We start from the raw sequence: 20396 nt of genomic DNA on the forward strand, positions 1-20396 counted from the left end.
GGTGCTTGCGTCGGCTGCGGACCTGAGTCCACAATCCCAGGCGCCGTCCACCCTCCAGGCTCCGCATGTCCACACCTCTACCCGCAGAACTGCCGGCGGCCCCGGAGACGCCGCAGCATTCCGCCACCCGGGTGGCCCGGCATGCCGCCCTGTCGCAGGGCCAGGACACCACGCGCCTGGTGCGGGGGCTGCTCAAGCCCTACCGCGGCTGGCTGGCGATCGTGCTGGCGGCGATGCTGGTCGAGATCGTCATGAGCCTGGCCGCACCCTGGCCGCTGAAGCTGGTGCTCGACGACGCGCTCGGAACCCACCACCTGCCTCGCTGGCTCGAATGGGCGCACGACCTGGGTATCGGCCGCCATACGCTCGGCGTCGCGCTGTTCGCCGGCCTCGCGACACTGGCGATCGCGGTCATCGGCGGCATCGCGAGCTACATCGACAACTACTACACCACCAGCATCGGGCAGTGGGTCGCCAACGACCTCCGGCTGCGCATCTACGAGCACCTGCACCGGCTCTCGCTGGCTTTCTACGACACCGCCAAGACCGGCACCCTGATGTCGACCATCACCAGCGACGTGGCGACGGTGCAGAGCTTTGCCTCGTCCTCGACGCTGTCGATCGTCGTCGACATCGTCACCATCGTCTTCATGCTCGGCCTGATGTTCTGGCTCGACTGGGACTTCACGCTGATCGCGATCGCGGTGATGCCCTTCCTGCTGCTGTTCGTGTTCCGCTTCAAGAAGGCCGTGAAGGACGTGACGCGCGAGGTGCGCGTCAAGCAGAGCGAGATCGTCGCCGTGGTGCAGGAGGGCCTGGGCTCGGTGCGCGCGATCAAGGCCTTCGGCCGCCAGGATCTCGAGCTGACGCACATGACGGCGGCCAGCCACGCCAGCACCGAGGCCGCGCTGAAGGCCCGGCGCATCAAGTCGCTGCTGTCGCCGGTGGTGGCGGTGGTGGTGGCGCTGTGCACCGGCATCGTGCTCTGGAAGGGCACCTCGCTGATCATCGCCGGCACCATGACGGCCGGCGCGCTGACCGTCTACCTCGCCTACCTGAGCAAGTTCTTCAAGCCGGTGAAGGACCTGGCCGGCATGGCCAGCACCATCGCGCAGACCACGGTGGCACTGGAGCGGATCCAGAAGATCCTCGGCGCCGACGACATCATCCGCGAGCATCCCGGCGCCACCGATCCCGGCCGCACGCGGGGCGAGATCAGTTTCGAGCACGTGGCCTTCGCCTACGGCAGCGAGCCGCCGGTGCTGCGCGACGTCTCGTTCACGATTCAGCCCGGGCAGGTGGTCGGCATCGTCGGGCCCACGGGCAGCGGCAAATCGACCGTGGTCAGCCTGATGCCGCGCTTCTACGATCCGAGCGGCGGCCGCGTGCTGATCGACGGCGTCGACATCGCGACGCACAAGCTCGCAGCGCTGCGCTCGCAGATCGGTTTCGTGCTGCAGGAGACGGTGCTGTTCCGCGGCACCATCGGCGAGAACATCGCCTACGGCAAGCCCGGCGCGACCCGCGAGGAGATCGTCGCCGCCGCCAAGCTCGCCAACGCCGACGAGTTCATCGCCCGCATGCCGCACGGCTACGACTCGCTGGTCGGCGAGCGCGGCGACACGCTGTCGGGCGGCCAGCGCCAGCGCATCGGCATCGCGCGGGCGGTGATCCGCAACAGCCCGATCATGATCCTGGACGAACCCACGGCCGCCCTCGACACCGAGTCCGAGCGCCTGGTGATCGAGGGCCTGGAGCGGCTGATGCAGGGCCGCACCGTGATCATGATCGCCCACCGCCTGAGCACCCTGCGCAACGCCGACAAGATCATCGTGCTGAAGGACGGCGTGGTGGTCGAGGAAGGCACCAACGACGAGTTGGTGGCCCTCGGCGGCGTCTATGCCGAGCTGCATCGCATCCAGTACGAAGACCCGGCGGCCCACCCGGCCGCCACCGCCTGAGGCCGCCATGTCCCACCGACTGATCGTTCTGCCCGACGACACCGCCAAGCCGATCCTGGACGCGATCAACGCGGCCAAGTCGGCGTTGAACATCCGGATGTTCCTGTTCACCGACGACACGCTGATCGGCGCGGTCATCGCCGCCAAGCAGCGCGGCGTCAAGGTGCGCGTGATGCTGAACCCGGCACGGCGAACCGGCGAGATCGAGAACGAGGCCGCGCGCAAGGCGCTCGTGGATGCGGGCATCGAGGTCCGCGACAGCAATCCGAAGTTCGACCTCACGCACCAGAAGTCGATGGTGGTCGACGACCAGGTGGGCTTCGTCGAATCGCTGAACTGGGAGCCCAAGGACCTGACCGAGACGCGCGACTACGCGGTCGTCACGACCCACGACCTCGAGACCCGCCAGATGGTCGACTGCTTCGACGCCGACTGGGCGCACGAGGACTTCACGCCGCATCCCGACTCGCGCCTGATCTGGTGCCCTGACAACGGCCGCCAGCGCGTCGCCGCGTTCATCGATGGCGCCCAGGACTCGCTCTGGGTGCAGAACGAGCGCTACCAGGACATGGTCATCATCGAGCGGCTGGTGCGTGCGGCGACCCGGGGCGTGAAGGTCCACATCCTGACCAAGCCGCCGCATTCGCTCAAGGCCGAGAAGCTGATCGAGGGCGTCGGCGGCCTGCGCATACTGCAGGACGTCGGTGCCAAGGTGCACACGATGAAGCACCTCAAGCTCCACGCGAAAATGATGCTGGCCGACGGCCAGCGCGCCATCGTGGGCTCGATCAACCTGGCGCCGGGCAGCTTCGACGGCCGGCGCGAACTGGCGATCGAGACCGACCACGAAGGCACCGTGCAGCGGCTGGCGGAGACCGCCCAGCGCGACTGGGCCGCCTCGCACAAGATCGACCTCAGCGATGCGGGCCTGCTGCACGACCTGCAGAAGCGCCAGCTGGATCCGAGCAAGCTGGTGCTCGACGGCGTCGACGAGCCGGCGCCGGACAAGCCGAAAAAGCACAAGTCGAAGGAGTGAGCGCACCATGAACAAGACACTTGCTTCCGCCTGCGGAGCGGTGCTGGCCGCGATGGCCATGCAGGCCGCGCAGGCGGCCGACACCTTCTCGGCGCCACCGACCTTGCAGCTGGCCGCCGCCCGCTCGCAGATCGCCGCCAAGAACTGGCCGGCGGCGATCGCCGAACTCGAGCGCGTCAAGGACACCCGCAGTGCCGACTGGAACAACCTGATGGGCTACAGCGTGCGCAAGGGCCCCAACCCCGACTATGCGGCCGCCGGACGCTACTACGACGCCGCTCTGCGCATCGACCCGATGCACCGGGGCGCGCTCGAATACTCGGGTGAGCTGTTCCTGATCCTGGGCGACCTGCCGCGGGCCGAGGAGCGGCAGGCCAGGCTGACCAAGATCTGCACCGTGCCCTGCGAGGAACTCGACGACCTGCAGGCGGCGATCGCCCGCTACAAGGCGGCCGGCAACAAGTACGTGCCTCAGCCCTGACCGGGCGGCGTTTCGCGGGTGGCCGCGCCCATCGTGCGGACCATGTCGTCCACGATCAGCCGCAGCAGTTCGGTCGCGGCCGGCGCCAGCATCCGGCCGTGGCGCGAGATCACGTGCGAGCGGCCCTGGTGCAGCAGCGGATTGCGCATCGGCAGTTCGACCACCGCGGCCGTGTCGAGGTGCGGCGGCAGCGACATGCGGGTGCTCAGCGCATAGCCCAGGCCGGCGACGACGAAATAGCCCAGCGCGCTGAACGAAGTGGTCGTCAGCAGGGTCGGCAGCCGCACGCCTTCGCCGATCTCGGCCGCCTCGATGTGCTGCCGCACCCCGAAGCTGCGCTGCAGCGTGGCCCCCGGGTACGGCAGCAGGTCGGCCAGCCGGAGCGGCCGGCCCAGGCGCGCCAGCGGATGAGTCTCGAGCACCAGCGCCTGGATCGGTTGCGGGTGCGAATGGTGCGAGCGCAGCCGCTCGTCCCTGGGCGGCTGGAACAAGAGGCCGATGTGGGCCCGCTCGTCGATCACCCGGCGCACGATCTCGTCGCTGCTGCCGACTTCGAGCGAGACCGTGATCGCCGGATGCGAGCGCATGAAGGCCTGCAGGCTGTTGCGCATCAGCCAGTCGATGTAGCCCTCCCCGGCGACGATGTCGATGTGGCCGCGCTCGACCTTTCGGATGGCGTCCATCTGGGCCAGCAGGTGCTGCTTCTGGCTCTCCTGGCGGCGCAGGTAGACGGAAAGCAGCTCGCCGGCATCGGTCGGCGCCACGCCGCGCCCGCGGCGCTCGAGCAGCACCGTGCCGCATTCCTTCTCGAGCAGGCTCACGGCCCGGCTGACGGCCGAAGGGTCCATGTCGAGCACCTCGGCCGCGCCGCGCACCGAGCCGCTTTCCAGCACCTGCATGAAGTAGCGCAAACGCCGCGTGTCCAGCTTGTCGTCCATGGTCGGATCCGGTGAGTGTTGCATTCAATGCAACAAAGATCCTGGATTTTAGTCATTGATGCAATGGCTTCTTTCTCTGAGACTTGCCGGGCATCCACTCCAGCCACTCGAATTCCATGACCTCCGCCACTGCCGCGCTCGCGTCCGAACCGTCGAGCACTTCCGTCCCGGGCAAACTCAAGCTCGTTGCCGTGGCCCTGATCGTGGTCGCGGTCGCCGAGCTCATCGGCTCCGCGCAGTTCAAGCTCGGCCCGGGCAAGGTGGTGCTGCTGCCGATGCTGTGGGCCCTGCTGCTGGCGGCGGCCTGGGGCATCGCCGCGCGCCGCACGCCGTCGATGGCGCGCATCGACACCGGCCTCCAGGCCTACGCCGGCGGCCTGCTCAACGCCGGCCTGCTGCTGTTCATCGTCAAGCTCGGCCTGACGGTCGGCGCCGCCCTGCCCTATGTGCGCGAAGCCGGCTGGGCCCTGGTGTTCCAGGAATTCGGCCATGCCTTCGGCACCCTGGCGCTGGGCCTGCCGCTGGCCCTGCTGCTGGGCATCAAGCGCGAGGCGGTGGGCGCGACCTTCTCGGTCGGCCGCGAGGGCAACCTGGCCATCATCGGAGAAAAGTACGGCATGGCCTCGGCCGAAGGCCGCGGCGTGCTGGCCGAATACATCACCGGGACCGTGCTCGGCGCCCTCTTCATCGCGGTGCTGGCCGGCTTCGTCACCAGCCTGCACATCTTCGATCCGCGCTCGCTCGCCATGGGCGCGGGCGTCGGCTCGGGCAGCCTGATGGCGGCGGCGATCGGCGCCATCAGCGCCCAGCAGCCGCCCGAGATGGTCAAGCAGCTCACCGCCATCGCTGCCGCCTCCAACCTGCTGACCACGGTGGTCGGCTTCTATTTCACGCTGTTCCTCTCGCTGCCGGTGTGCGTCTGGCTCTACGGCAAGCTGGAGCCGGTGCTGGGCCGCTTCTCGAAGCGGCCGCAGGCCGACACCGCGGCGCTCTCCGGCATGGCCGGCGTCGCCGCCCCCGACATGCGCTTCGCCGACACCGTGGTCGCCTGGGCCGTGATGACCGGCGGCGTGATGATCGGCAACCTGCTGTCGTTCAAGGTGCCGGTGCTGCAGTCGCTGGCCGGCATGCTCGCCGTCATCGCCGTGGTGGCGGTGGTCGGGCTGGTCAAGCGCCTGCTGCCGAAGATGCCGATGGTGCTGGTGCTCTCGCTGGTCGCCACCGTGGCCGGCATTCCGGGGCTGCTGCCGTTTTCGGATGCGCTGATCGCGGTCACGGCCAAGCTCAACTTCCTGGCCTTCACCACGCCGGTGCTGGCACTCGCCGGCTTCTCGGTCGCCAAGGACCTGCCGATGTTCCGCCAGCTCGGCTGGCGCATCGTGGTGGTCTCGCTGACCGCCACCGCCGGCACCTTCCTCGGCGCGACCCTGATCGCCGAATTCTTCCACTGACCCCATCCAGACGACACGCCCATGTACCGCGAAACCGAGATCGCCGAAGAAACCTGCCAGCGCATGCTGGCCTGGCGCCACGACATCCACGCCAACCCCGAGACCGCCTTCGAGGAGCACCGCACCGCGAACGTGGTCGCCAATGCCCTGATGCTCATGGGCATCCCGGTGCACCGCGGGCTGGCCGGGACCGGCGTGGTCGGCACGCTGACGAACGGCGATGGCCCCAGCATCGCGCTGCGCGCGGACCTCGACGCGCTCAACATGACCGAGCTCGGCGAGCGCGCCCACAAGTCCATCTGCGTGGGCAAGATGCACGGCTGCGGCCACGACGGCCACACCGCGATGCTGCTCGGCGCGGCCGACCACCTGGCGCGGCACAAGCCCTTCAAGGGCACGGTGCACTTCGTCTTCCAGCCGGCCGAGGAGAACGAAGGCGGCGGCCGCCGCATGGTCGACGAAGGCCTGTTCGAGCAGTTCCCGGCCGACGCGGTCTACGGCATGCACAACTTTCCCGGCATGCCGCGCGGCCAGTTCGGCATTCGCACCGGCACCATGACCGCCTTCCTCGACACCTTCGAGATCGTGATCACCGGCAAGGGGTGCCACGGCGCGATGCCCGAGACCGGGATCGACCCGGTGATGATCTCGGCGCAGCTGGTCAACGCCCTGCAGACCATCGTGAGCCGGCGCGTCGCCGCCACCGATTCGGCGGTGGTCAGCGTGACCCAGATCCACGGCGGCGACACCTGGAACGTGGTGCCCGAGAGCGTGGTGCTGCGCGGCACGGCGCGCACGCTCGACGCCGCGATCCAGGACAAGCTCGAGGCCGCCATGGGACAGATCTGCGCCGGCATGGCCCAGACCCACGGCGCCGAGGTGGCGCTCAGGTACATGCGCGGCTACCCCGGCGTGGTCAACACGGCCGCCGAGACCGCGGCCGCCGCGGCCGCCGCCGCCAGCCTGGTCGGCGAGGCGCAGGTCCACACCGACATCAAGCCGGCGATGGGTTCGGAAGACTTCGCCTTCATGCTGCAGAAGCGGCCCGGCGCCTACATCGGCATCGGCGCCGGCGAGGGGCCGGACGATCCGCCGATCCACAACCCCTACTACGACTTCAACGACCGGATCCTGCCGCTCGGCGCCGCCTACTGGGTGGCACTGGTCAAGCAGCAGCTTTCGGCCGCATAGTGCGCTGATGCTGTCTGTCTTCGACATCTTCAAGGTCGGCATCGGTCCGTCGAGTTCGCACACCGTCGGACCGATGCGGGCGGCGCTGATGTTCGCCCGCGCGCTCGATGCCGAAGGACTGCTGGCGGCGACGGCGGGCGTGCGGGTCCGGCTCTACGGCTCGCTCGGTGCGACCGGGCACGGCCATGCGACGGACGTGGGCGCGATGCTCGGCCTGATGGGCGAGGCGCCCGACACCGTCGATCCGGCCACCGTCCGGCCGCGGCTCGATGCCATGCGACGCAGCGGCCAGCTGGCCCTGCTGGGCCGCCATCCGATCGACTTCGAAGCGGGCCGCGACATCGCGTTCGTCGGCCACGAATCGCTGGCCGAGCATCCCAACGGCATGCGGATGGTGGCGCTCGATGCCGCGGGTTCGGTGCTGGCCGACCGCTGCTATTTCTCGGTCGGCGGCGGCTTCGTGGTCGAAGGCGGGGTTGCCGCGGCGCCGGCCGATGCCTCGGCCGGCCTCGCATGGCCCCACCCATTCCGCACCGGCGACGAGCTCATCTCGCGCGCCAGCGAGCAGCGCCTGAGCGTGGCGCGGCTCATGCTGGACAACGAAGGCGCCTGGCGCGCACCGGGCGAGGTCCGCACCGGTGTCCTGCGCATCTGGGAGGTCATGCAGCAGTGCGTGCGGCGCGGCCTCGGCATCGACAACGCCAGCGCTTCCGAGCGCCTGCCCGGCAATCTCAACATCCGCCGCCGTGCCCCGCAGCTGTACCGGGAGCTGCTGGCGCGCGATGCGGGTGCCGCTGGCGCCGACCCGCTGGCCGCGATGGACTGGGTCAACGCCTTCGCGATGGCGGTCAACGAGGAAAACGCAGCCGGTGGCCGCGTGGTCACGGCGCCGACCAACGGTGCGGCGGGCGTGATTCCCGCGGTGCTGCACTACTACCAGAAGTTCTGCCCTGCCGCCTCGGACGATGGCGTGGTCGACTTCCTGCTCACCGCGGCCGCGATCGGCATGCTCTACAAGGCCAACGCGTCGATCTCGGGCGCCGAAGTCGGCTGCCAGGGCGAGGTCGGTGTCGCCTGTTCGATGGCCGCCGGGGCGCTGGCGGCCGTGCTCGGCGGCACGCCGGCGCAGGTCGAGAATGCGGCCGAGATCGGCATGGAGCACAACCTGGGCCTGACCTGCGACCCGGTCGGCGGGCTGGTGCAGATCCCGTGCATCGAACGCAACGCCATGGGCGCGGTCAAGGCCATCAATGCCGCCCGGCTGGCGCTGCGCGGCGACGGCAGCCACTACGTGTCGCTCGACGCCGTCATCAAGACCATGATGCAGACCGGCGAGGACATGAAGTCGAAGTACAAGGAGACGTCGCTGGGGGGGCTGGCGGTGAATGTGGTGGAGTGCTGAGCGGCCGCGATCTTCAACCGTTCAAGGGCCAACGCCCGAGCACCACATACCGCCCCTGGCCGACGAGGCTCTGGAGCAGGACGAATTCGCGGGCCTTCCACGCGACGGGCCCCACCGACTGCTCAGGCACGGCACGCGCGTCGCGAAGCAGCGTGAGGTGCGGCCTGAAGCTTCCATCGTCGACATCCACCCCATGCAGGGAAAGCGCAACGCCCAGGGTGGACCGGAAATCCTGCAGCGGCTGCAGTGCTTGCCGGCTGAGCAGGACGAGCGGGCGCTTCTTCCCGCCGGACTTGAAGCTTGTGGCCTTGTCGAATCGCACTTCGACTGCCGGGCAGTCCAGGGTCGCGGCGGCACGTAGCGCGCGTGTCACGGTTTCTTCCCGCAGCGCGCCCAAGTGATGAAGCGTGACGTGCAGTCGCTCCACGGCGGTCGCCTGCGCCTTCAGGTCATGGGCGGCACGCAGGCTCTCGGCCAATTCGACGGCCCGGCCAGCGGCTGCGGGCTCCGGCTGAAGGGCGAAGAACAGGCTGTCCATCGGCCCGCTCAGCGTCGAAACTCACTCCCACTCGATCGTCGCCGGCGGCTTGCTGCTCACGTCGTAGGTCACGCGGTTGATCCCGCGCACCTCGTTGATGATCCGCCCCGACACCTTCTTCAGCAGCGCATAGGGCAGCTCGGCCCAGTCGGCGGTCATGAAGTCGCTGGTCTGCACCGCGCGCAGCGCCACCACGTAGTCGTAGGTGCGGCCGTCGCCCATCACGCCGACGCTCTTCACCGGCAGGAACACCGTGAAGGCCTGGCTCGTGAGGTCGTACCAGCTCTTGCCGCTCGCCGGGTCGATGAAGTTGTGCAGTTCCTCGATGAAGATCGCGTCAGCGCGGCGCAGCAGGTCGGCGTATTCCTTCTTGACCTCGCCGAGGATGCGCACGCCCAGGCCCGGGCCCGGGAACGGATGGCGATACACCATGCCGGGCGGCAGGCCCAGCGCCACGCCGAGCTCGCGGACCTCGTCCTTGAACAGGTCGCGCAGCGGCTCCAGCAGCTTCAGGCCCAATTGCTCGGGCAAGCCGCCGACGTTGTGGTGGCTCTTGATCGTCACCGCCTTCTTGCTCTTGGCGCCGCCCGACTCGATCACGTCCGGATAGATGGTGCCCTGCGCCAGCCATTTCGCGCCCTTGGCGCCAGCGCTCGTGAGCTTGGCCGCCTCCTGCTTGAACACCGTGACGAATTCGCCGCCGATGATCTTGCGCTTGGCTTCGGGGTCGCTCACGCCGGCCAGCTTGCCGAGGAACAGCTCGCTGGCATCGACGCGGATCACCTTGGCATGCAGCTGGCCGACGAACATGTCCATCACCATGTCGCCCTCGTTCAGCCGCAGCAGGCCGTGGTCGACGAAGACGCAGGTCAGCTGGTCGCCGATGGCGCGATGGATCAGCGCCGCGGCCACCGACGAGTCGACCCCGCCCGAGAGGCCGAGGATCACCTCCTCGTCGCCCACCTGCTGGCGGATCGACTCCACCGCCTCGGCGATGTGGTCGCGCATCACCCAGTCGCGCCGCGCCGCGCAGATGTCGACCACGAAGCGGTCGAGGATCGCCTTGCCCTGCTGCGTGTGCGTGACTTCGGGGTGGAACTGCACCGCATAGAAGTGCCGCGCCTCGTCGGCCATGCCGGCGATCGGGCAGCTTTCGGTCGACGCCATCAGCTTGAAGCCCGGCGGCAGTTCGGTGACCTTGTCGCCGTGGCTCATCCAGACGTTGAGCATGCCGTGCCCGTCGTCGGTCGTGAAGTCGGCAATGTCGCGCAGCAGCTCGGTGTGGCCGCGCGCGCGCACCGCCGCGAAACCGAACTCGCGCTTGTGGCCGCCCTCGACCTTGCCGCCCAGCTGGTGCGCCATGGTCTGCATGCCGTAGCAGATGCCGAGCACCGGCACGCCGAGCTCGAACACCGCCTGCGGCGCCTTGTCGGTGGTCTCCTCGTACACACTCGCATGGCTGCCCGAGAGGATCACGCCCTTCAGCGTGCCGTCCTTGGCGAACTCGCGCACCCATTCGTCGGTCACGTCGCAGGGATGGACCTCAGAGAACACATGCGCCTCGCGCACGCGGCGCGCGATCAGCTGGGTGACTTGCGAGCCGAAATCGAGGATGAGGATCTTGTCGTGTTGCATGGCGATGACTCAGAGCATTGAAATGTCGAAGAGGCGGACACCCGCTTGCGGCGCCGCCTGGATGAGTTGCGGGTCGAAGGTGGCGAGCGGAAGGTCGAGCGATCGGGCCAGCCAGAGATAGCCCGCGTCGTATTGCGAGACACCGACGTCGATGGCCACGGCGAGCACCGCCTTGTGCTGGGCCGGCGCCAGGTCATGGAGTTCGACGCGGTGCCGGATGGCGTCGAGCACGCTCCACAGCCCTTCGACCGCCGACGACGGAATGCGCCCGCTGCGCACCCCGTTGGCGAGGATGTTGGCGCACTCCCACTGCCAGGCATTGGGCGCCTGCGGCTCGACCTCGTCGCGGCGGATCGCGGCGTAGAGCTTGCGGGTGTGTTCGCTGGCAAGGTCGGGCAGCAGCCAGGCCGCGGTGACCGATGCGTCCATGACGAAGGCCGTCATGACTGTCGCCCTTCATCGCGCAGGACCTGGACCGCGGTGCCGGGCTTGATGGTGGCGTGCAGCGCATCGATCTGCCCCAGTTCGCGGGCGATCTGCTCGTCGGTGATGACCGGCTTGCGCCGCACCGGCAACATGCGCACGACTTCCTTGCCGTGGCGCGTGATGCGCACTTCCTCGCCCTTCTCGACCAGATCGATCAGGGCCGAGAAGTTGTTCTTGGCTTCGGAGATACCGAGAGATTGCATTTGGGCCAGAAGACAATAATCTGGCCCGAATTCTAGCGCGATCTGGCCCGATTTTCAGTATCGGGCCAGATTGGCCTCATTCGGCCCGATAGTTCGGGGCTTCCTTGGTGATCTGCACGTCGTGCACATGGCTCTCGCGAATGCCCGCCGTGGTGATCTCGACGAATTCGGCCTTGTTCTTCATGTCGTCGATCGTCGCGCAGCCGCAGTAGCCCATGCTGGCGCGCAGGCCGCCGGACATCTGGTAGACGATCGAGACCATCGAGCCCTTGTACGGCACGCGTCCCTCGATGCCTTCGGGCACCAGCTTGTCGGCATTCGGATTGCCGGTGCTCGATTCCTGGAAGTAGCGGTCGGCGCTGCCCTGCTGCATGGCGCCGATCGAGCCCATGCCGCGGTAGCTCTTGTAGCTGCGGCCCTGGAACAGCACGATCTCGCCCGGCGCCTCTTCGGTGCCGGCGAACATGCCGCCCATCATCACGGTGCTGGCGCCGGCCGCGATCGCCTTGGCGATGTCGCCCGAGTAGCGAACGCCGCCGTCGGCGATCAGCGGCACGCCCGTGCCCTGCAGTGCGGTGGCGACGTTGTCGATCGCCATGATCTGCGGCACGCCCACGCCGGCCACGATGCGGGTGGTGCAGATCGAGCCGGGGCCGATGCCGACCTTGACCGCGTCGGCGCCGGCGTCGGCCAGCGCGCGGGCGGCATCGCCGGTGGCGATGTTGCCGCCGATCACGTCGACCTGCGGATAGTTCTGCTTGACCCAGCGCACGCGCTCGATCACGCCGGCGCTGTGGCCGTGCGCGGTGTCGACCACGATGGCATCGACGCCGGCCCTGACCAGCGCCTCGACGCGCTCCTCGGTGCCCTCGCCCACGCCCACCGCCGCGCCCACGCGCAGCCGGCCGCTGCCGTCGCGCGCCGCGTTCGGGAAGCTGGTCTGCTTGGTGATGTCCTTGACGGTGATCAGGCCCTTGAGCTCCCAGGCCTCGTTGATGACCAGCAGCCGCTCGAGCTTGTGCTTGTTGAGGAGCGCCTTGGCATCGGCCAGCGTGGTGCCGTCGGGCACCGTGATGAGCCGGTCGCGCCGGGTCATGATCTCACTGACCGGAACGTCGTAGCGGCTCTCGAACCGCAGGTCGCGCCCGGTGACGATGCCGACCACCTTGCCGGCGTCGCAGACCGGGAAGCCCGAGATGCCCAACTGGTCGGACAGCGCCATCACCTGCCGCACGGTGTGGGTGGGGGTGATCACGACCGGGTCGCGCAGCACGCCCGATTCGTAGCGCTTCACCTTGGCCACCTGCGCCGCCTGCTCGGTCGGCGTGAGGTTCTTGTGGACGATGCCGATGCCGCCTTCCTGTGCGATGGCGATCGCGAGGCGTGCCTCGGTCACGGTGTCCATCGCTGCCGACACAAGCGGCAGGTTGAGCGTGATGTTGCGGGAGAGCCGGGTGGCGAGAGAGGTGTCCTTGGGAAGGACCTGGGAGAACGCTGGCACCAGCAACACGTCGTCGAAGGTGAGCGCTTTGCCGAGAAGGCGCATGGGTGAAGCTCCAAAAGACGGATTGTACCTAGCCGGTAACGTTAGCTGAGGTCAACGGTTATTGCTCCCGCGTGCGCCCCGTAGCGTTCTCATTGGGGAACACCTATGGTTCGGGGACCGCGACGTTCCTGAACGTTGACGGACGTTACCCACAGTTCCTAACGTTCACCTAGCCATGACGACCGACTCCCTAGCCACGCAACCCTCCCACGCCCGTACCCGGAAGGGTGAACCCGTCCACCTGACAGAAGTGTTCTGTCGCGACGCAGGACCGGGCGACTATCAGGACGACGAGTGCCCCGCCCTCCACTTCTATGTCGGCCCCACCGGCATCAAGACGTTCGGGGGCTACAAGTGGTCCTCGGTTGACGGGAAAGCCTTGCGGATATCGTTCAAACGGTGGTACCCCAACGCGGAACGTGTCAAGACGGCCCGCAGCGAAGCCAGGGCATGGGCCGAAGGCGTCCGTACCGGGGCGATTTCCAACAAGGCTAAGGTGATCGAGGAAGCGGCCAAGGTTATCAAAGCCGCCCAGGACATCACCGTGGAGCAAGTTCTCAGGGAGTTTGAGGTGGACCGGCGCATGAAGGGGGTGCGGAACGCTGAGTGGGCCTACAACGCAATCTCCTACTCGGCGCCCGAATGGCTCCCGCTCCCCCTGACGGCCCTCACGAAGCCGATGATGGCCAAGCGGAATCAGGAGATTGTCCTAGGGGACAAGGTCAAAGGGCTGGCCCCACGCGGCCCCTACGCAGCAGGAATCCTGTTCAAAGCCATGCGGGCTCTGTACGCCTTCGCCAGCAAAGCCGAGTTGTACCAGGGGGAGAACATCGCCAAGAAGATCGACCTGCCGAAAGAATCGGTGCGGCGGCGGTCGCTGTCGTCGGCTGAGAAGGCAGCGATCATCGAGGCCCTGGACGCCCCCATCTGGCCCGCCTACGTCAAGCCGCTGTTCCGATTGCTGATGGTTACGGGGGTCCGCAAGACCAACGGCATGACGGCCCGATTCGATGAGTTCGACCTGGAGGATGGCGTCTGGACAATCCCGGCTGAGAAGTCAAAGAACAAGGAGGCGATGTACATCGTCCTGCGGCCTGAGGCGGTTGAGATCGTGAAGGCCCAGCGCAAGCGGAACCCCAAGAGTCCGTGGCTCTTCCCAAGCGAGTACCTTCAGGATCAGCCGGTGAAGGATATTTGGTACACGTGGAAGATGGTCTTGGCTCGGGCGGAAGTCGATACCTCGATCACGATCCACGACCTGCGGCGCACGTTTGGATCAGACCTCGCCAGCAACAACGTCTCGCTCAAGATCGTGGCGGAGGCGATGGGTCACCGGAACGTCGCTACCACGGCGAAACACTACGCCCACATCAAGACGGATGCGGTCAGGGCTGCTCTGATGGGGGTAGCAGCGTAGAAGTCGCCCGACCGTCGAAAACCCGGGCGGCGGTCGGGCCGTAGGATCGATTCCGTAGAGTCTCCCGGCTCGTAGGCGCGGTCGAAATCGAAACTTTGGGGGGTAGATAGTCCCGAGGCCGTTCGCGTCTCCTAGCGGACGACCTTGCTACCTCGAAACCGAACCACTCCACGTGTCCCAATGAGCTTCGGAGCCTGCCCGTGGGTCGCCGTACCTGAACCGAACCGCGTGGAGGTTCGTCATGTTGAGCCGCTTCGGATCAATCTCGCCGCGCAGGTAGGCGATTTTGATCCGGAGGGCGGTGTCAGGGTCCAGGCCGATGTAGCAGCAGAGGTGGATGAACCAACGTGAGCAGACGAATCGGTGGTCATCTTCGGCCAGCCCTTGGGCGACCCCGGCAAGCAGGAACTCACGGAGATTGTTGACGGGCGTGTACGGTAGACCGGGCCGAAGCGGTGGCAAGTCAGGGCCGTCTGATAGCGGTTCGTCCCATGGCATAGTTGTCCTCTGGTTACGTTCGGTTACGGCGGTCCCGGGTACCGTCGTAACTCTGAAGTTACGATACTCCCGGGGAGTATCGTAACGATTGGTTACGGTCGGAACCGTTCCGTTCGTAACTTTGGTTAGTCAACCCCGTCTCCTGAGCCCGCCCCGGTTTCATCGCGCCTCTTCAGTCGTCGGCTCAACTCGCGGACAAACTGATCCGTCTCGGACAGGGGCTTGTTGCCCTCGTCTTCATCGGCAAAGGTGATCGGGCTCGATGGGCGTTCGATCTTGGCCCGCGCCTCGATCAAACGTGCCGCCTCTTGCAGCATCCATTCGACCCGGGCGCTGTCTCGTTGGTAGTGGCTCATTGCGGCGCTCCCTGCTGGGCGGCGAGATGGCTAGGCGGCTTCAACTTGATCCCGGAGGCTGATCGGCTCAACTACAGACAGGGAGGCGTCGGTGCCGATCTGCTTTTGAAGCCCGTCCAGCAACGCCTCATTGCGGAGGTTGTCTGCGGCCTGATCAAAGATGGGGGCCATGGCGGTCCCAGGCGCGCGGTCGGGGCGGTATTGCTCCTTGGGGGCGAACGGCCGGGGGTGCCCGGGGTCGTCGTGGAGCGTGGGGTCGTACAGCCCTGGCCGGGTGCGGTCACCGTTTTGGGCCCGCATGTGTTGCGTCAGATCGCGGTACAGGATATCTGCTGCGGCGGGGGTGATCTGGCCTTGGCGGATGGCCTGATTCATTCTTGCGACGAGTTGCGGTGCTGTCAGGAACCGGAGCGTTTGGGGCTCAAGGTAGTTGAGCTCCTTCAGAGGGCGGGATGACGTGGGGGTTGACGTGGGGGCGGTCATTTGGGGAAGTCCTTGGGTACGCCACCCAGAAGGCCACCGATGGGCGTGGGCTGGGGCGGTGGGGAGAGCAAGCCAACGGGGCGGGAACGGGCCAACGGTGACCGCTGGTACGCCGGGGGCGTCAAGGGCTCTTGAGGCCGGATATAGCCCAGGTTGATTAGCTGGGTGCGGATAGATAGGTCGTTCATATTGCTGAGGAATTGAGGCTTATAGGCAATGAACCACAATAGAGCCCGAATGAATTGGGCATCTGAGAGATCAACGGGGGTCATATATGAGGCAGGGCGGCCGGCCCAGGAGGGGGACGGAGAACAGAGACATAAACCTATCGTAGGCCCTGGCGGCGGCTCGGGGGTCGTCAAATTGACCGAGTCGATAGAGAGTGGGGCCCAGACGTGCCCGGGCCTCATATTTACCTGATGGGCGGAGAATAATCACTCCCGTGCTACGGTGGGCGGATATACGGAGCATCGGAATAGAATGAGAATTAGATTGGAGGGGTCGATATTCGATTCTCTCGCGAGTACGCGGTCAGAGGGGAATCCGTAAGGGGTTTTCCAATGACACCTGGGTAACTCTTGGTACTTTGGAATAGGGTGCGATTTTTCTGAACCCAATTTCCTTGTCACTGTAATTCTGTCTGTGAGATTTCTTGTCACGTTCGAGAAAGGCGTTCAGCCCCGCAAAAGTGACCCCCCACCCGCCGCTGAACCCACCCCTGTATAAGGCTCAAGAGATCAGACCATCCTCCTATTCACCCGAGATAGACCCATCGATCAAATCCACTCGATGTCTACTCGTTCAACCAGTCGTCCACCCCACCCACCTGATTCCGCCGTTAGGTAACGTAATCCTGGGTCGCCTGTAACGACAGGGGGTTAGCAGAGGTTGGCTAGGGGAATGGCTAGTTCAATGCTTCCTCGGGTCGCGGGTATCGCCATCGGCCATCCTGAACGGGCTGTCCCAGAACACTGGCCTAGATTCAACGTCTACGACAGGCTCAGGAGGTGCCGGTGGGGGGCTAGCTGGGAGTGGCGGATTGCGCACCAACTCGACAGGTTCAGGCGTCTCTGAGACTGGCTGCTGAGCTATTCCAGGGAACGATCCAATGTCGGGCGCAACCTGGGCTGTTTCTTGATAAGCGAGCCTGCGGGCGGTCAACCATTCGGGCCACGGCTGGTCCGTATGGGTGTCGCTGTAGTTGACTTGGGTCGTCTCGGACTTGCCGAACCCCCGGTCAAGTAGGGCGAGAGCCGCCTTGATAGCGATATTTGGATCGGCGTGTTCTAAGAGCGACACCAACTTATTGATGGCCGCGTCAGCATGTCGCCGGGCCAATCTCCGGGCCGTTCCGGCAAGGATGCTTTCCACTCTTCTGCGGCGAGAGCCCACTTGTGGACTTCGTAGTCGGCCCATACCTTTGAGCCGCCCATGTTGATATCGAGGGGCCTGGGCAACGGCGGTAGAGCACCATCGCTCACTCGCGAATGGAGGCCCTTGGAGGTCATGCTTTGGGTCCAAGCAAAGTGCTTGATAGTTGCGTAGCCTCCGCCTACAAGCTCGGGGTAAGGGGTCTGGAATTCCATCTTCGCTCCTGTTATGTGACGGCCCCGGCGCGGGGTCCGCCCCCTAAGCGTATCGCCTCGGGGGCGTTTCCCTAGCCGATCTTGACCAGAAAAGTCAAGGCTTGGACAGTAACGAAACGTAATGGTTAACTCACGGCGGGCTTGACGCAGGCCTCGACCTCAACGCGCTTGTAGAGGACGCGCCGACCGAACTTGTAGACAGGCGGGAGTGCCTTGTCGCCCCTACACGCACCGGACCGCAGACGGCCCTCAGTGGTGTTGAGGAACAAGGCGGTGTACTTCCGGTCCCAGTACTCAGGGGGCGGGGGCGGTAGCTCGTAGTTCATGGCCCGTATCGTGGGCCGATGGGCCGACCTGCTGGCGGGTGTTACGGGCGTGATACAGACCGCATGACATCTGTTGCGTTTGGCAACTGAGCGGGTCCGCCGCTGGCACGGTTAGGGGGCCACAATGGACCTTCGCTGTTACGATTTGACCCGGCTCACCGTAGGGGTATGCCCCAGCCTAACCACCCCCTAGCCATTCTGGGAAACCGCCATGTTCTCCAATGGAGACACCCTTACGGATTGTAACGATGGCTCGGCGTCCGGGCAGGCGAAGGGACATGCCGTTTCCGGCTCCCCCGGCGCTCCGGGTGCGACCAAATGCCGCACGAGCGTTGCAAATACGCCCGCAAGCACGTTGCAAAACGTAAGGCGGCGCTAAACTTGACGCATGAAGCTCGCGCAGTTGCTCGTCATCGGGTCGGTTTTCCTGTTGCCCCTGGGTGCGCACGCCCAGTGGCAATGGCTCGACAAGGACAACAAGAAGGTCTTCAGTGACCAGGCGCCGCCGCCGGACATCCCCGAAAAGAACATCCTGCGCCGGCCCAGCCCGCCGCCCAAGCGGCTGAACTTCAGTGCGCCGTCGGCAGCGGGCGACGCGACCGACACTGCGGCGGCCACGCCGCCGGCCGCCCCTGCACCCGTTCCGGCTGGCCCGGCCAAGGGCGCCGGTGTCGACAAGGAACTGGAAGAGAAGGCCCGCAAGGCCGAGGAAGCCGAGAAAGCCAAGCAGGCCGCCGAGGCGCAGAAGATCGCCCAGGCCAGGGCCGAGAACTGCAGCCGGGCGCGCCAGGGCAAGGCGACCATGGACAGCGGCATCCGCGTCGCCCGCGTGAACGCCCAGGGCGAACGCATCATCATGGACGACGAGGCGCGCGCCAGCGAGCAGAAGCGCCTCGATTCCGTCATCGCCGCCGACTGCAAGTAGCGAGTGCCGCCCATGGCGGCCACTTCAGTACCCTGCCTTGCCGCCCTTGCGGCGGTTCGCGAACAGCCCCGTGCCGCGCGCGCCCTGCTGGCGAAAGCGCTCGCGGCGCGCCACCTTCGGGTCGACCGTGAGCGGGCGGCACAGCTCGACCCGGTCGAGGTCGCGCACGGCCTGATCCCATGCCACCGCGCGGCCCCAGATGCCTGGCGACAGCGCGGCCCAGTCGAGACCGGGCAGCGCCTGCGCCAGGCCGCTGGCCATGACGGCATCGCGCACGGTCGCGCCCGGCGCGACATCGAGGACCAGCTCGAAAACCTCGCGCGCTGCCGGCGAACAAGCCACCGTGACCCGCGGCATCACGCGTCCCCGTAGACCTGCTCGGCGCGCTTCACGAAGGCCTCCACCAGGTTCGAGGCGACCTTGTCGAACACCGGGCCGACCAGCGCCTGCAGCGCGAAATTGCTGAAGCCGTAGCTCAGGTTGAGCTCGACCCGGCAGGCGCGTTCGCCCTCCTCGCCGACCGGCGTGAAGGTCCAGACGCCATCGAGGTTGGAGAACGGGCCGTCGACCAGCTTCAGGTGCACCTCGCGGCCCGGCACGTGGGTGTTGCGGGTCGTGAAGCTGTGGTGAAAGCCGCTGAACGCCAGGCCGACCTGGGCCGTCATGCCGTGCTCGCCCTGCTCGATGACCTTGGAGCGGTCGCACCACGGCAGGAACTCGGGATACTTCGCCACGTCGGTGACGAGCGCGTACATCTCTTCGGCGCTGTACCAGATCAGAACGGACTTGTGGACTGTTTTCATAGAATCGGCACAGCGTGCGCGACGGATTGTATTGAAGCCATGCAGCCCTCACCTGAAACACCATGGCCACCAAAAAGAAGCAAGACCCCTCCTCCCGCATCGCCGACAACAAGAAGGCCGCGTACAACTACTTCTTCGAAGAGCGCTTCGAGGCCGGCATGGTGCTCGAAGGCTGGGAGGTCAAGTCCCTGCGGGAAGGCAAGGTGCAGCTGACCGACGGCTACGTCGTGATCCGCGAAGGCGAGCTCTACGTGATCGGCTGCCAGATCAATCCGCTCAAGTCGGCCTCGACCCACATCAACCCCGACTCGGTGCGCACCAAGAAGCTGCTGCTGCACAAGGAGCAGATCCGCCGCTTGATCGGCAAGGTCGAGCAGAAGGGCTACACGCTGGTGCCGCTCAACCTCCACTGGAAGGCCGGCAAGGTCAAGTGCGAGATCGCCCTGGCCAAGGGCAAGGCCGAGCACGACAAGCGCGACACCATCAAGGACCGCGAAGGCAAGCGCGAGGTCGAGCGCGCCATGAAGAGCCGCAGCCGTTGACGAAGAAGTTTTTTTCGCGGCCGGTGGAATAAACGGCGGCCCGGCGGCGTTCGTGCACCAGGTACACCCGACATGGATCCACGCGCCCTCGTCCCCCACATCCCGAGCCTGCGGCGCTACGCCCGCGCGCTGACCGGCGACGCCTGGGCGGCCGACGACCTGGTGCAGGACACGCTCGAGCGCGCCTGCCGCAAATGGCGGCTCTGGAGCCTGGGGACCGACCTGCGGGCCTGGCTGTTCACGATCATGCACAACCAGTTCGCCAGCCAGATGCGGCGGGCGCCGCCGCGCGCCATGGTCGACATCGACGAGGCCGCGCATGAACTGCGCGCGGCAGACGGGCAGCGCGACCAGGCGATCGACCTGCAGCGCTGCCTGCTGCTGCTGCCCGAAGACCAGCGCGCGGTGCTGCTCCTGGTCGCGCTCGAGGACCTGTCCTACGCCCAGGTGGCGAAGGTGCTCGGCATCCCGGCCGGTACCGTGATGTCGCGGCTGTCGCGGGCGCGCACCCGCCTGCAGGCCCTGATGGACGAGGCGCCGCCGGTCGCCGGCCGCACCGCCCTGCGCCGCCTCAAGTAACCGGTAACCGGCT

General features: G+C 66.5%; 21 protein-coding genes. 10 read left to right on the plus strand and 11 right to left on the minus strand.

Features of this window, described 5'->3' with window-relative positions; genetic code table 11:
* Positions 1-65 precede the first annotated feature (65 nt).
* The 3 genes from QTI68_RS36190 to QTI68_RS36200 are packed head-to-tail and all read left to right on the plus strand — an operon-like array spanning position 66 to position 3478.
* On the plus strand, positions 66-1961 hold the full coding sequence (locus QTI68_RS36190) for an ABC transporter ATP-binding protein (protein ID WP_286529002.1): 1896 nt from the start codon (positions 66-68) through the stop codon (positions 1959-1961).
* Positions 1962-1968: 7 nt separating this feature from the next.
* Positions 1969-2997, plus strand: a complete 1029-nt coding sequence (locus QTI68_RS36195; RefSeq protein ID WP_286529004.1) for a phospholipase D-like domain-containing protein — start codon at positions 1969-1971, stop codon at positions 2995-2997.
* A 7-nt stretch (positions 2998-3004) separates the two neighbouring features.
* Positions 3005-3478: a tetratricopeptide repeat protein gene (locus tag QTI68_RS36200; protein WP_286529005.1), complete on the plus strand. Its 474-nt coding sequence runs from the start codon at positions 3005-3007 to the stop codon at positions 3476-3478.
* Here the strand turns inward: QTI68_RS36200 and QTI68_RS36205 are convergent.
* Positions 3469-4416 carry a LysR family transcriptional regulator gene (locus tag QTI68_RS36205; protein WP_286529006.1) on the minus strand — a complete coding sequence of 316 codons (948 nt, stop codon included), beginning with the start codon at positions 4414-4416 and terminating at the stop codon, positions 3469-3471. The genes QTI68_RS36200 and QTI68_RS36205 overlap by 10 nt on opposite strands.
* Before the next feature lie 116 nt (positions 4417-4532).
* Here QTI68_RS36205 and QTI68_RS36210 point away from each other — a divergent pair, with 116 nt between their 5' ends.
* Genes QTI68_RS36210 through QTI68_RS36220 form a run of 3 tightly spaced genes read left to right on the plus strand, consistent with a single transcriptional unit; the run spans position 4533 to position 8460 of the window.
* Positions 4533-5867 carry a DUF3100 domain-containing protein gene (locus QTI68_RS36210; RefSeq protein WP_286529008.1) on the plus strand — a complete coding sequence of 445 codons (1335 nt, stop codon included), beginning with the start codon at positions 4533-4535 and terminating at the stop codon, positions 5865-5867.
* Positions 5868-5888: 21 nt separating this feature from the next.
* A complete protein-coding gene (locus QTI68_RS36215) occupies positions 5889-7058 on the plus strand; it encodes a M20 aminoacylase family protein (protein ID WP_286529010.1) in 1170 nt (389 codons plus the stop codon).
* A 4-nt stretch (positions 7059-7062) separates the two neighbouring features.
* Positions 7063-8460, plus strand: a complete 1398-nt coding sequence (locus QTI68_RS36220) for an L-serine ammonia-lyase (protein ID WP_286529156.1) — start codon at positions 7063-7065, stop codon at positions 8458-8460.
* Between the two features lie 13 nt (positions 8461-8473).
* Here QTI68_RS36220 and thpR read toward each other — a convergent pair whose 3' ends face one another.
* The 5 genes from thpR to guaB all read right to left on the minus strand — a co-directional run bounded on the left by thpR (position 8474) and on the right by guaB (position 12868).
* Positions 8474-8998: an RNA 2',3'-cyclic phosphodiesterase gene (gene thpR / locus QTI68_RS36225; protein ID WP_286529012.1), complete on the minus strand. Its 525-nt coding sequence runs from the start codon at positions 8996-8998 to the stop codon at positions 8474-8476.
* Between the two features lie 21 nt (positions 8999-9019).
* Positions 9020-10633, minus strand: coding sequence for a glutamine-hydrolyzing GMP synthase (gene guaA, locus QTI68_RS36230; protein WP_286529013.1), 1614 nt, complete (start codon positions 10631-10633; stop codon positions 9020-9022).
* Positions 10634-10642: 9 nt separating this feature from the next.
* Positions 10643-11077 carry a type II toxin-antitoxin system VapC family toxin gene (locus QTI68_RS36235; protein ID WP_286529015.1) on the minus strand — a complete coding sequence of 145 codons (435 nt, stop codon included), beginning with the start codon at positions 11075-11077 and terminating at the stop codon, positions 10643-10645.
* The gene (locus tag QTI68_RS36240) at positions 11074-11322 is read right to left on the minus strand and encodes a type II toxin-antitoxin system Phd/YefM family antitoxin (protein ID WP_286529017.1); all 249 of its coding nucleotides are present in this window, start codon (positions 11320-11322) and stop codon (positions 11074-11076) included. The genes QTI68_RS36235 and QTI68_RS36240 overlap by 4 nt, the downstream gene beginning before the upstream one ends.
* 76 nt (positions 11323-11398) lie before the next feature.
* The gene (gene guaB, locus QTI68_RS36245) at positions 11399-12868 is read right to left on the minus strand and encodes an IMP dehydrogenase (RefSeq protein WP_286529019.1); all 1470 of its coding nucleotides are present in this window, start codon (positions 12866-12868) and stop codon (positions 11399-11401) included.
* A gap of 175 nt (positions 12869-13043) precedes the next feature.
* Between guaB and QTI68_RS36250 the strand changes: the two genes are divergently transcribed.
* Positions 13044-14285, plus strand: coding sequence for a tyrosine-type recombinase/integrase (locus QTI68_RS36250; protein ID WP_286529021.1), 1242 nt, complete (start codon positions 13044-13046; stop codon positions 14283-14285).
* 623 nt (positions 14286-14908) lie between these two features.
* Here QTI68_RS36250 and QTI68_RS36255 read toward each other — a convergent pair.
* The 3 genes from QTI68_RS36255 to QTI68_RS36265 all read right to left on the minus strand — a co-directional run bounded on the left by QTI68_RS36255 (position 14909) and on the right by QTI68_RS36265 (position 17534).
* Complete coding sequence (locus tag QTI68_RS36255) at positions 14909-15139, minus strand: hypothetical protein (protein WP_286529023.1); 231 nt, start codon at positions 15137-15139, stop codon at positions 14909-14911.
* A gap of 30 nt (positions 15140-15169) precedes the next feature.
* Positions 15170-15622, minus strand: coding sequence for a hypothetical protein (locus QTI68_RS36260; protein WP_286529024.1), 453 nt, complete (start codon positions 15620-15622; stop codon positions 15170-15172).
* Positions 15623-17333: 1711 nt separating this feature from the next.
* A complete protein-coding gene (locus tag QTI68_RS36265; protein WP_286529026.1) occupies positions 17334-17534 on the minus strand; it encodes a hypothetical protein in 201 nt (66 codons plus the stop codon).
* Positions 17535-17922: 388 nt separating this feature from the next.
* On the opposite strand from QTI68_RS36265, the gene QTI68_RS36270 reads away from it, so the two are divergent.
* Positions 17923-18459 carry a DUF4124 domain-containing protein gene (locus QTI68_RS36270; RefSeq protein ID WP_286529028.1) on the plus strand — a complete coding sequence of 179 codons (537 nt, stop codon included), beginning with the start codon at positions 17923-17925 and terminating at the stop codon, positions 18457-18459.
* Between the two features lie 24 nt (positions 18460-18483).
* On the opposite strand, the gene QTI68_RS36275 is transcribed toward QTI68_RS36270, so the two are convergent.
* A complete protein-coding gene (locus QTI68_RS36275; protein ID WP_286529030.1) occupies positions 18484-18816 on the minus strand; it encodes an RnfH family protein in 333 nt (110 codons plus the stop codon).
* Positions 18816-19262, minus strand: coding sequence for a type II toxin-antitoxin system RatA family toxin (locus tag QTI68_RS36280; protein ID WP_286529031.1), 447 nt, complete (start codon positions 19260-19262; stop codon positions 18816-18818). The genes QTI68_RS36275 and QTI68_RS36280 overlap by 1 nt, the downstream gene beginning before the upstream one ends.
* Positions 19263-19324: 62 nt before the next feature.
* On the opposite strand from QTI68_RS36280, the gene smpB reads away from it, so the two are divergent.
* Positions 19325-19804, plus strand: a complete 480-nt coding sequence (gene smpB / locus QTI68_RS36285) for an SsrA-binding protein SmpB (RefSeq protein ID WP_286504454.1) — start codon at positions 19325-19327, stop codon at positions 19802-19804.
* Between the two features lie 72 nt (positions 19805-19876).
* The gene (locus QTI68_RS36290) at positions 19877-20383 is read left to right on the plus strand and encodes an RNA polymerase sigma factor (protein ID WP_286529033.1); all 507 of its coding nucleotides are present in this window, start codon (positions 19877-19879) and stop codon (positions 20381-20383) included.
* Positions 20384-20396: the final 13 nt, after the last annotated feature.

It is taken from the genome of Variovorax sp. J31P207, assembly GCF_030316965.1.
GTDB classification, from domain to species: domain Bacteria; phylum Pseudomonadota; class Gammaproteobacteria; order Burkholderiales; family Burkholderiaceae_C; genus Variovorax; species Variovorax ginsengisoli_B.

Coding starts and splice junctions, on each gene's coding strand:
- QTI68_RS36190 (WP_286529002.1), top strand. CDS start 66: ATGTCCACACCTCTACCCGCAGAACTGCCGGCGGCCCCGGAGACGCCG.
- QTI68_RS36195 (WP_286529004.1), top strand. CDS start 1,969: ATGTCCCACCGACTGATCGTTCTGCCCGACGACACCGCCAAGCCGATC.
- QTI68_RS36200 (WP_286529005.1), top strand. CDS start 3,005: ATGAACAAGACACTTGCTTCCGCCTGCGGAGCGGTGCTGGCCGCGATG.
- QTI68_RS36205 (WP_286529006.1), bottom strand. CDS start 4,416: ATGGACGACAAGCTGGACACGCGGCGTTTGCGCTACTTCATGCAGGTG.
- QTI68_RS36210 (WP_286529008.1), top strand. CDS start 4,533: ATGACCTCCGCCACTGCCGCGCTCGCGTCCGAACCGTCGAGCACTTCC.
- QTI68_RS36215 (WP_286529010.1), top strand. CDS start 5,889: ATGTACCGCGAAACCGAGATCGCCGAAGAAACCTGCCAGCGCATGCTG.
- thpR (WP_286529012.1), bottom strand. CDS start 8,998: ATGGACAGCCTGTTCTTCGCCCTTCAGCCGGAGCCCGCAGCCGCTGGC.
- guaA (WP_286529013.1), bottom strand. CDS start 10,633: ATGCAACACGACAAGATCCTCATCCTCGATTTCGGCTCGCAAGTCACC.
- QTI68_RS36235 (WP_286529015.1), bottom strand. CDS start 11,077: ATGACGGCCTTCGTCATGGACGCATCGGTCACCGCGGCCTGGCTGCTG.
- QTI68_RS36240 (WP_286529017.1), bottom strand. CDS start 11,322: ATGCAATCTCTCGGTATCTCCGAAGCCAAGAACAACTTCTCGGCCCTG.
- guaB (WP_286529019.1), bottom strand. CDS start 12,868: ATGCGCCTTCTCGGCAAAGCGCTCACCTTCGACGACGTGTTGCTGGTG.
- QTI68_RS36250 (WP_286529021.1), top strand. CDS start 13,044: ATGACGACCGACTCCCTAGCCACGCAACCCTCCCACGCCCGTACCCGG.
- QTI68_RS36255 (WP_286529023.1), bottom strand. CDS start 15,139: ATGAGCCACTACCAACGAGACAGCGCCCGGGTCGAATGGATGCTGCAA.
- QTI68_RS36260 (WP_286529024.1), bottom strand. CDS start 15,622: ATGACCGCCCCCACGTCAACCCCCACGTCATCCCGCCCTCTGAAGGAG.
- QTI68_RS36265 (WP_286529026.1), bottom strand. CDS start 17,534: ATGAACTACGAGCTACCGCCCCCGCCCCCTGAGTACTGGGACCGGAAG.
- QTI68_RS36270 (WP_286529028.1), top strand. CDS start 17,923: ATGAAGCTCGCGCAGTTGCTCGTCATCGGGTCGGTTTTCCTGTTGCCC.
- QTI68_RS36275 (WP_286529030.1), bottom strand. CDS start 18,816: ATGCCGCGGGTCACGGTGGCTTGTTCGCCGGCAGCGCGCGAGGTTTTC.
- QTI68_RS36280 (WP_286529031.1), bottom strand. CDS start 19,262: ATGAAAACAGTCCACAAGTCCGTTCTGATCTGGTACAGCGCCGAAGAG.
- smpB (WP_286504454.1), top strand. CDS start 19,325: ATGGCCACCAAAAAGAAGCAAGACCCCTCCTCCCGCATCGCCGACAAC.
- QTI68_RS36290 (WP_286529033.1), top strand. CDS start 19,877: ATGGATCCACGCGCCCTCGTCCCCCACATCCCGAGCCTGCGGCGCTAC.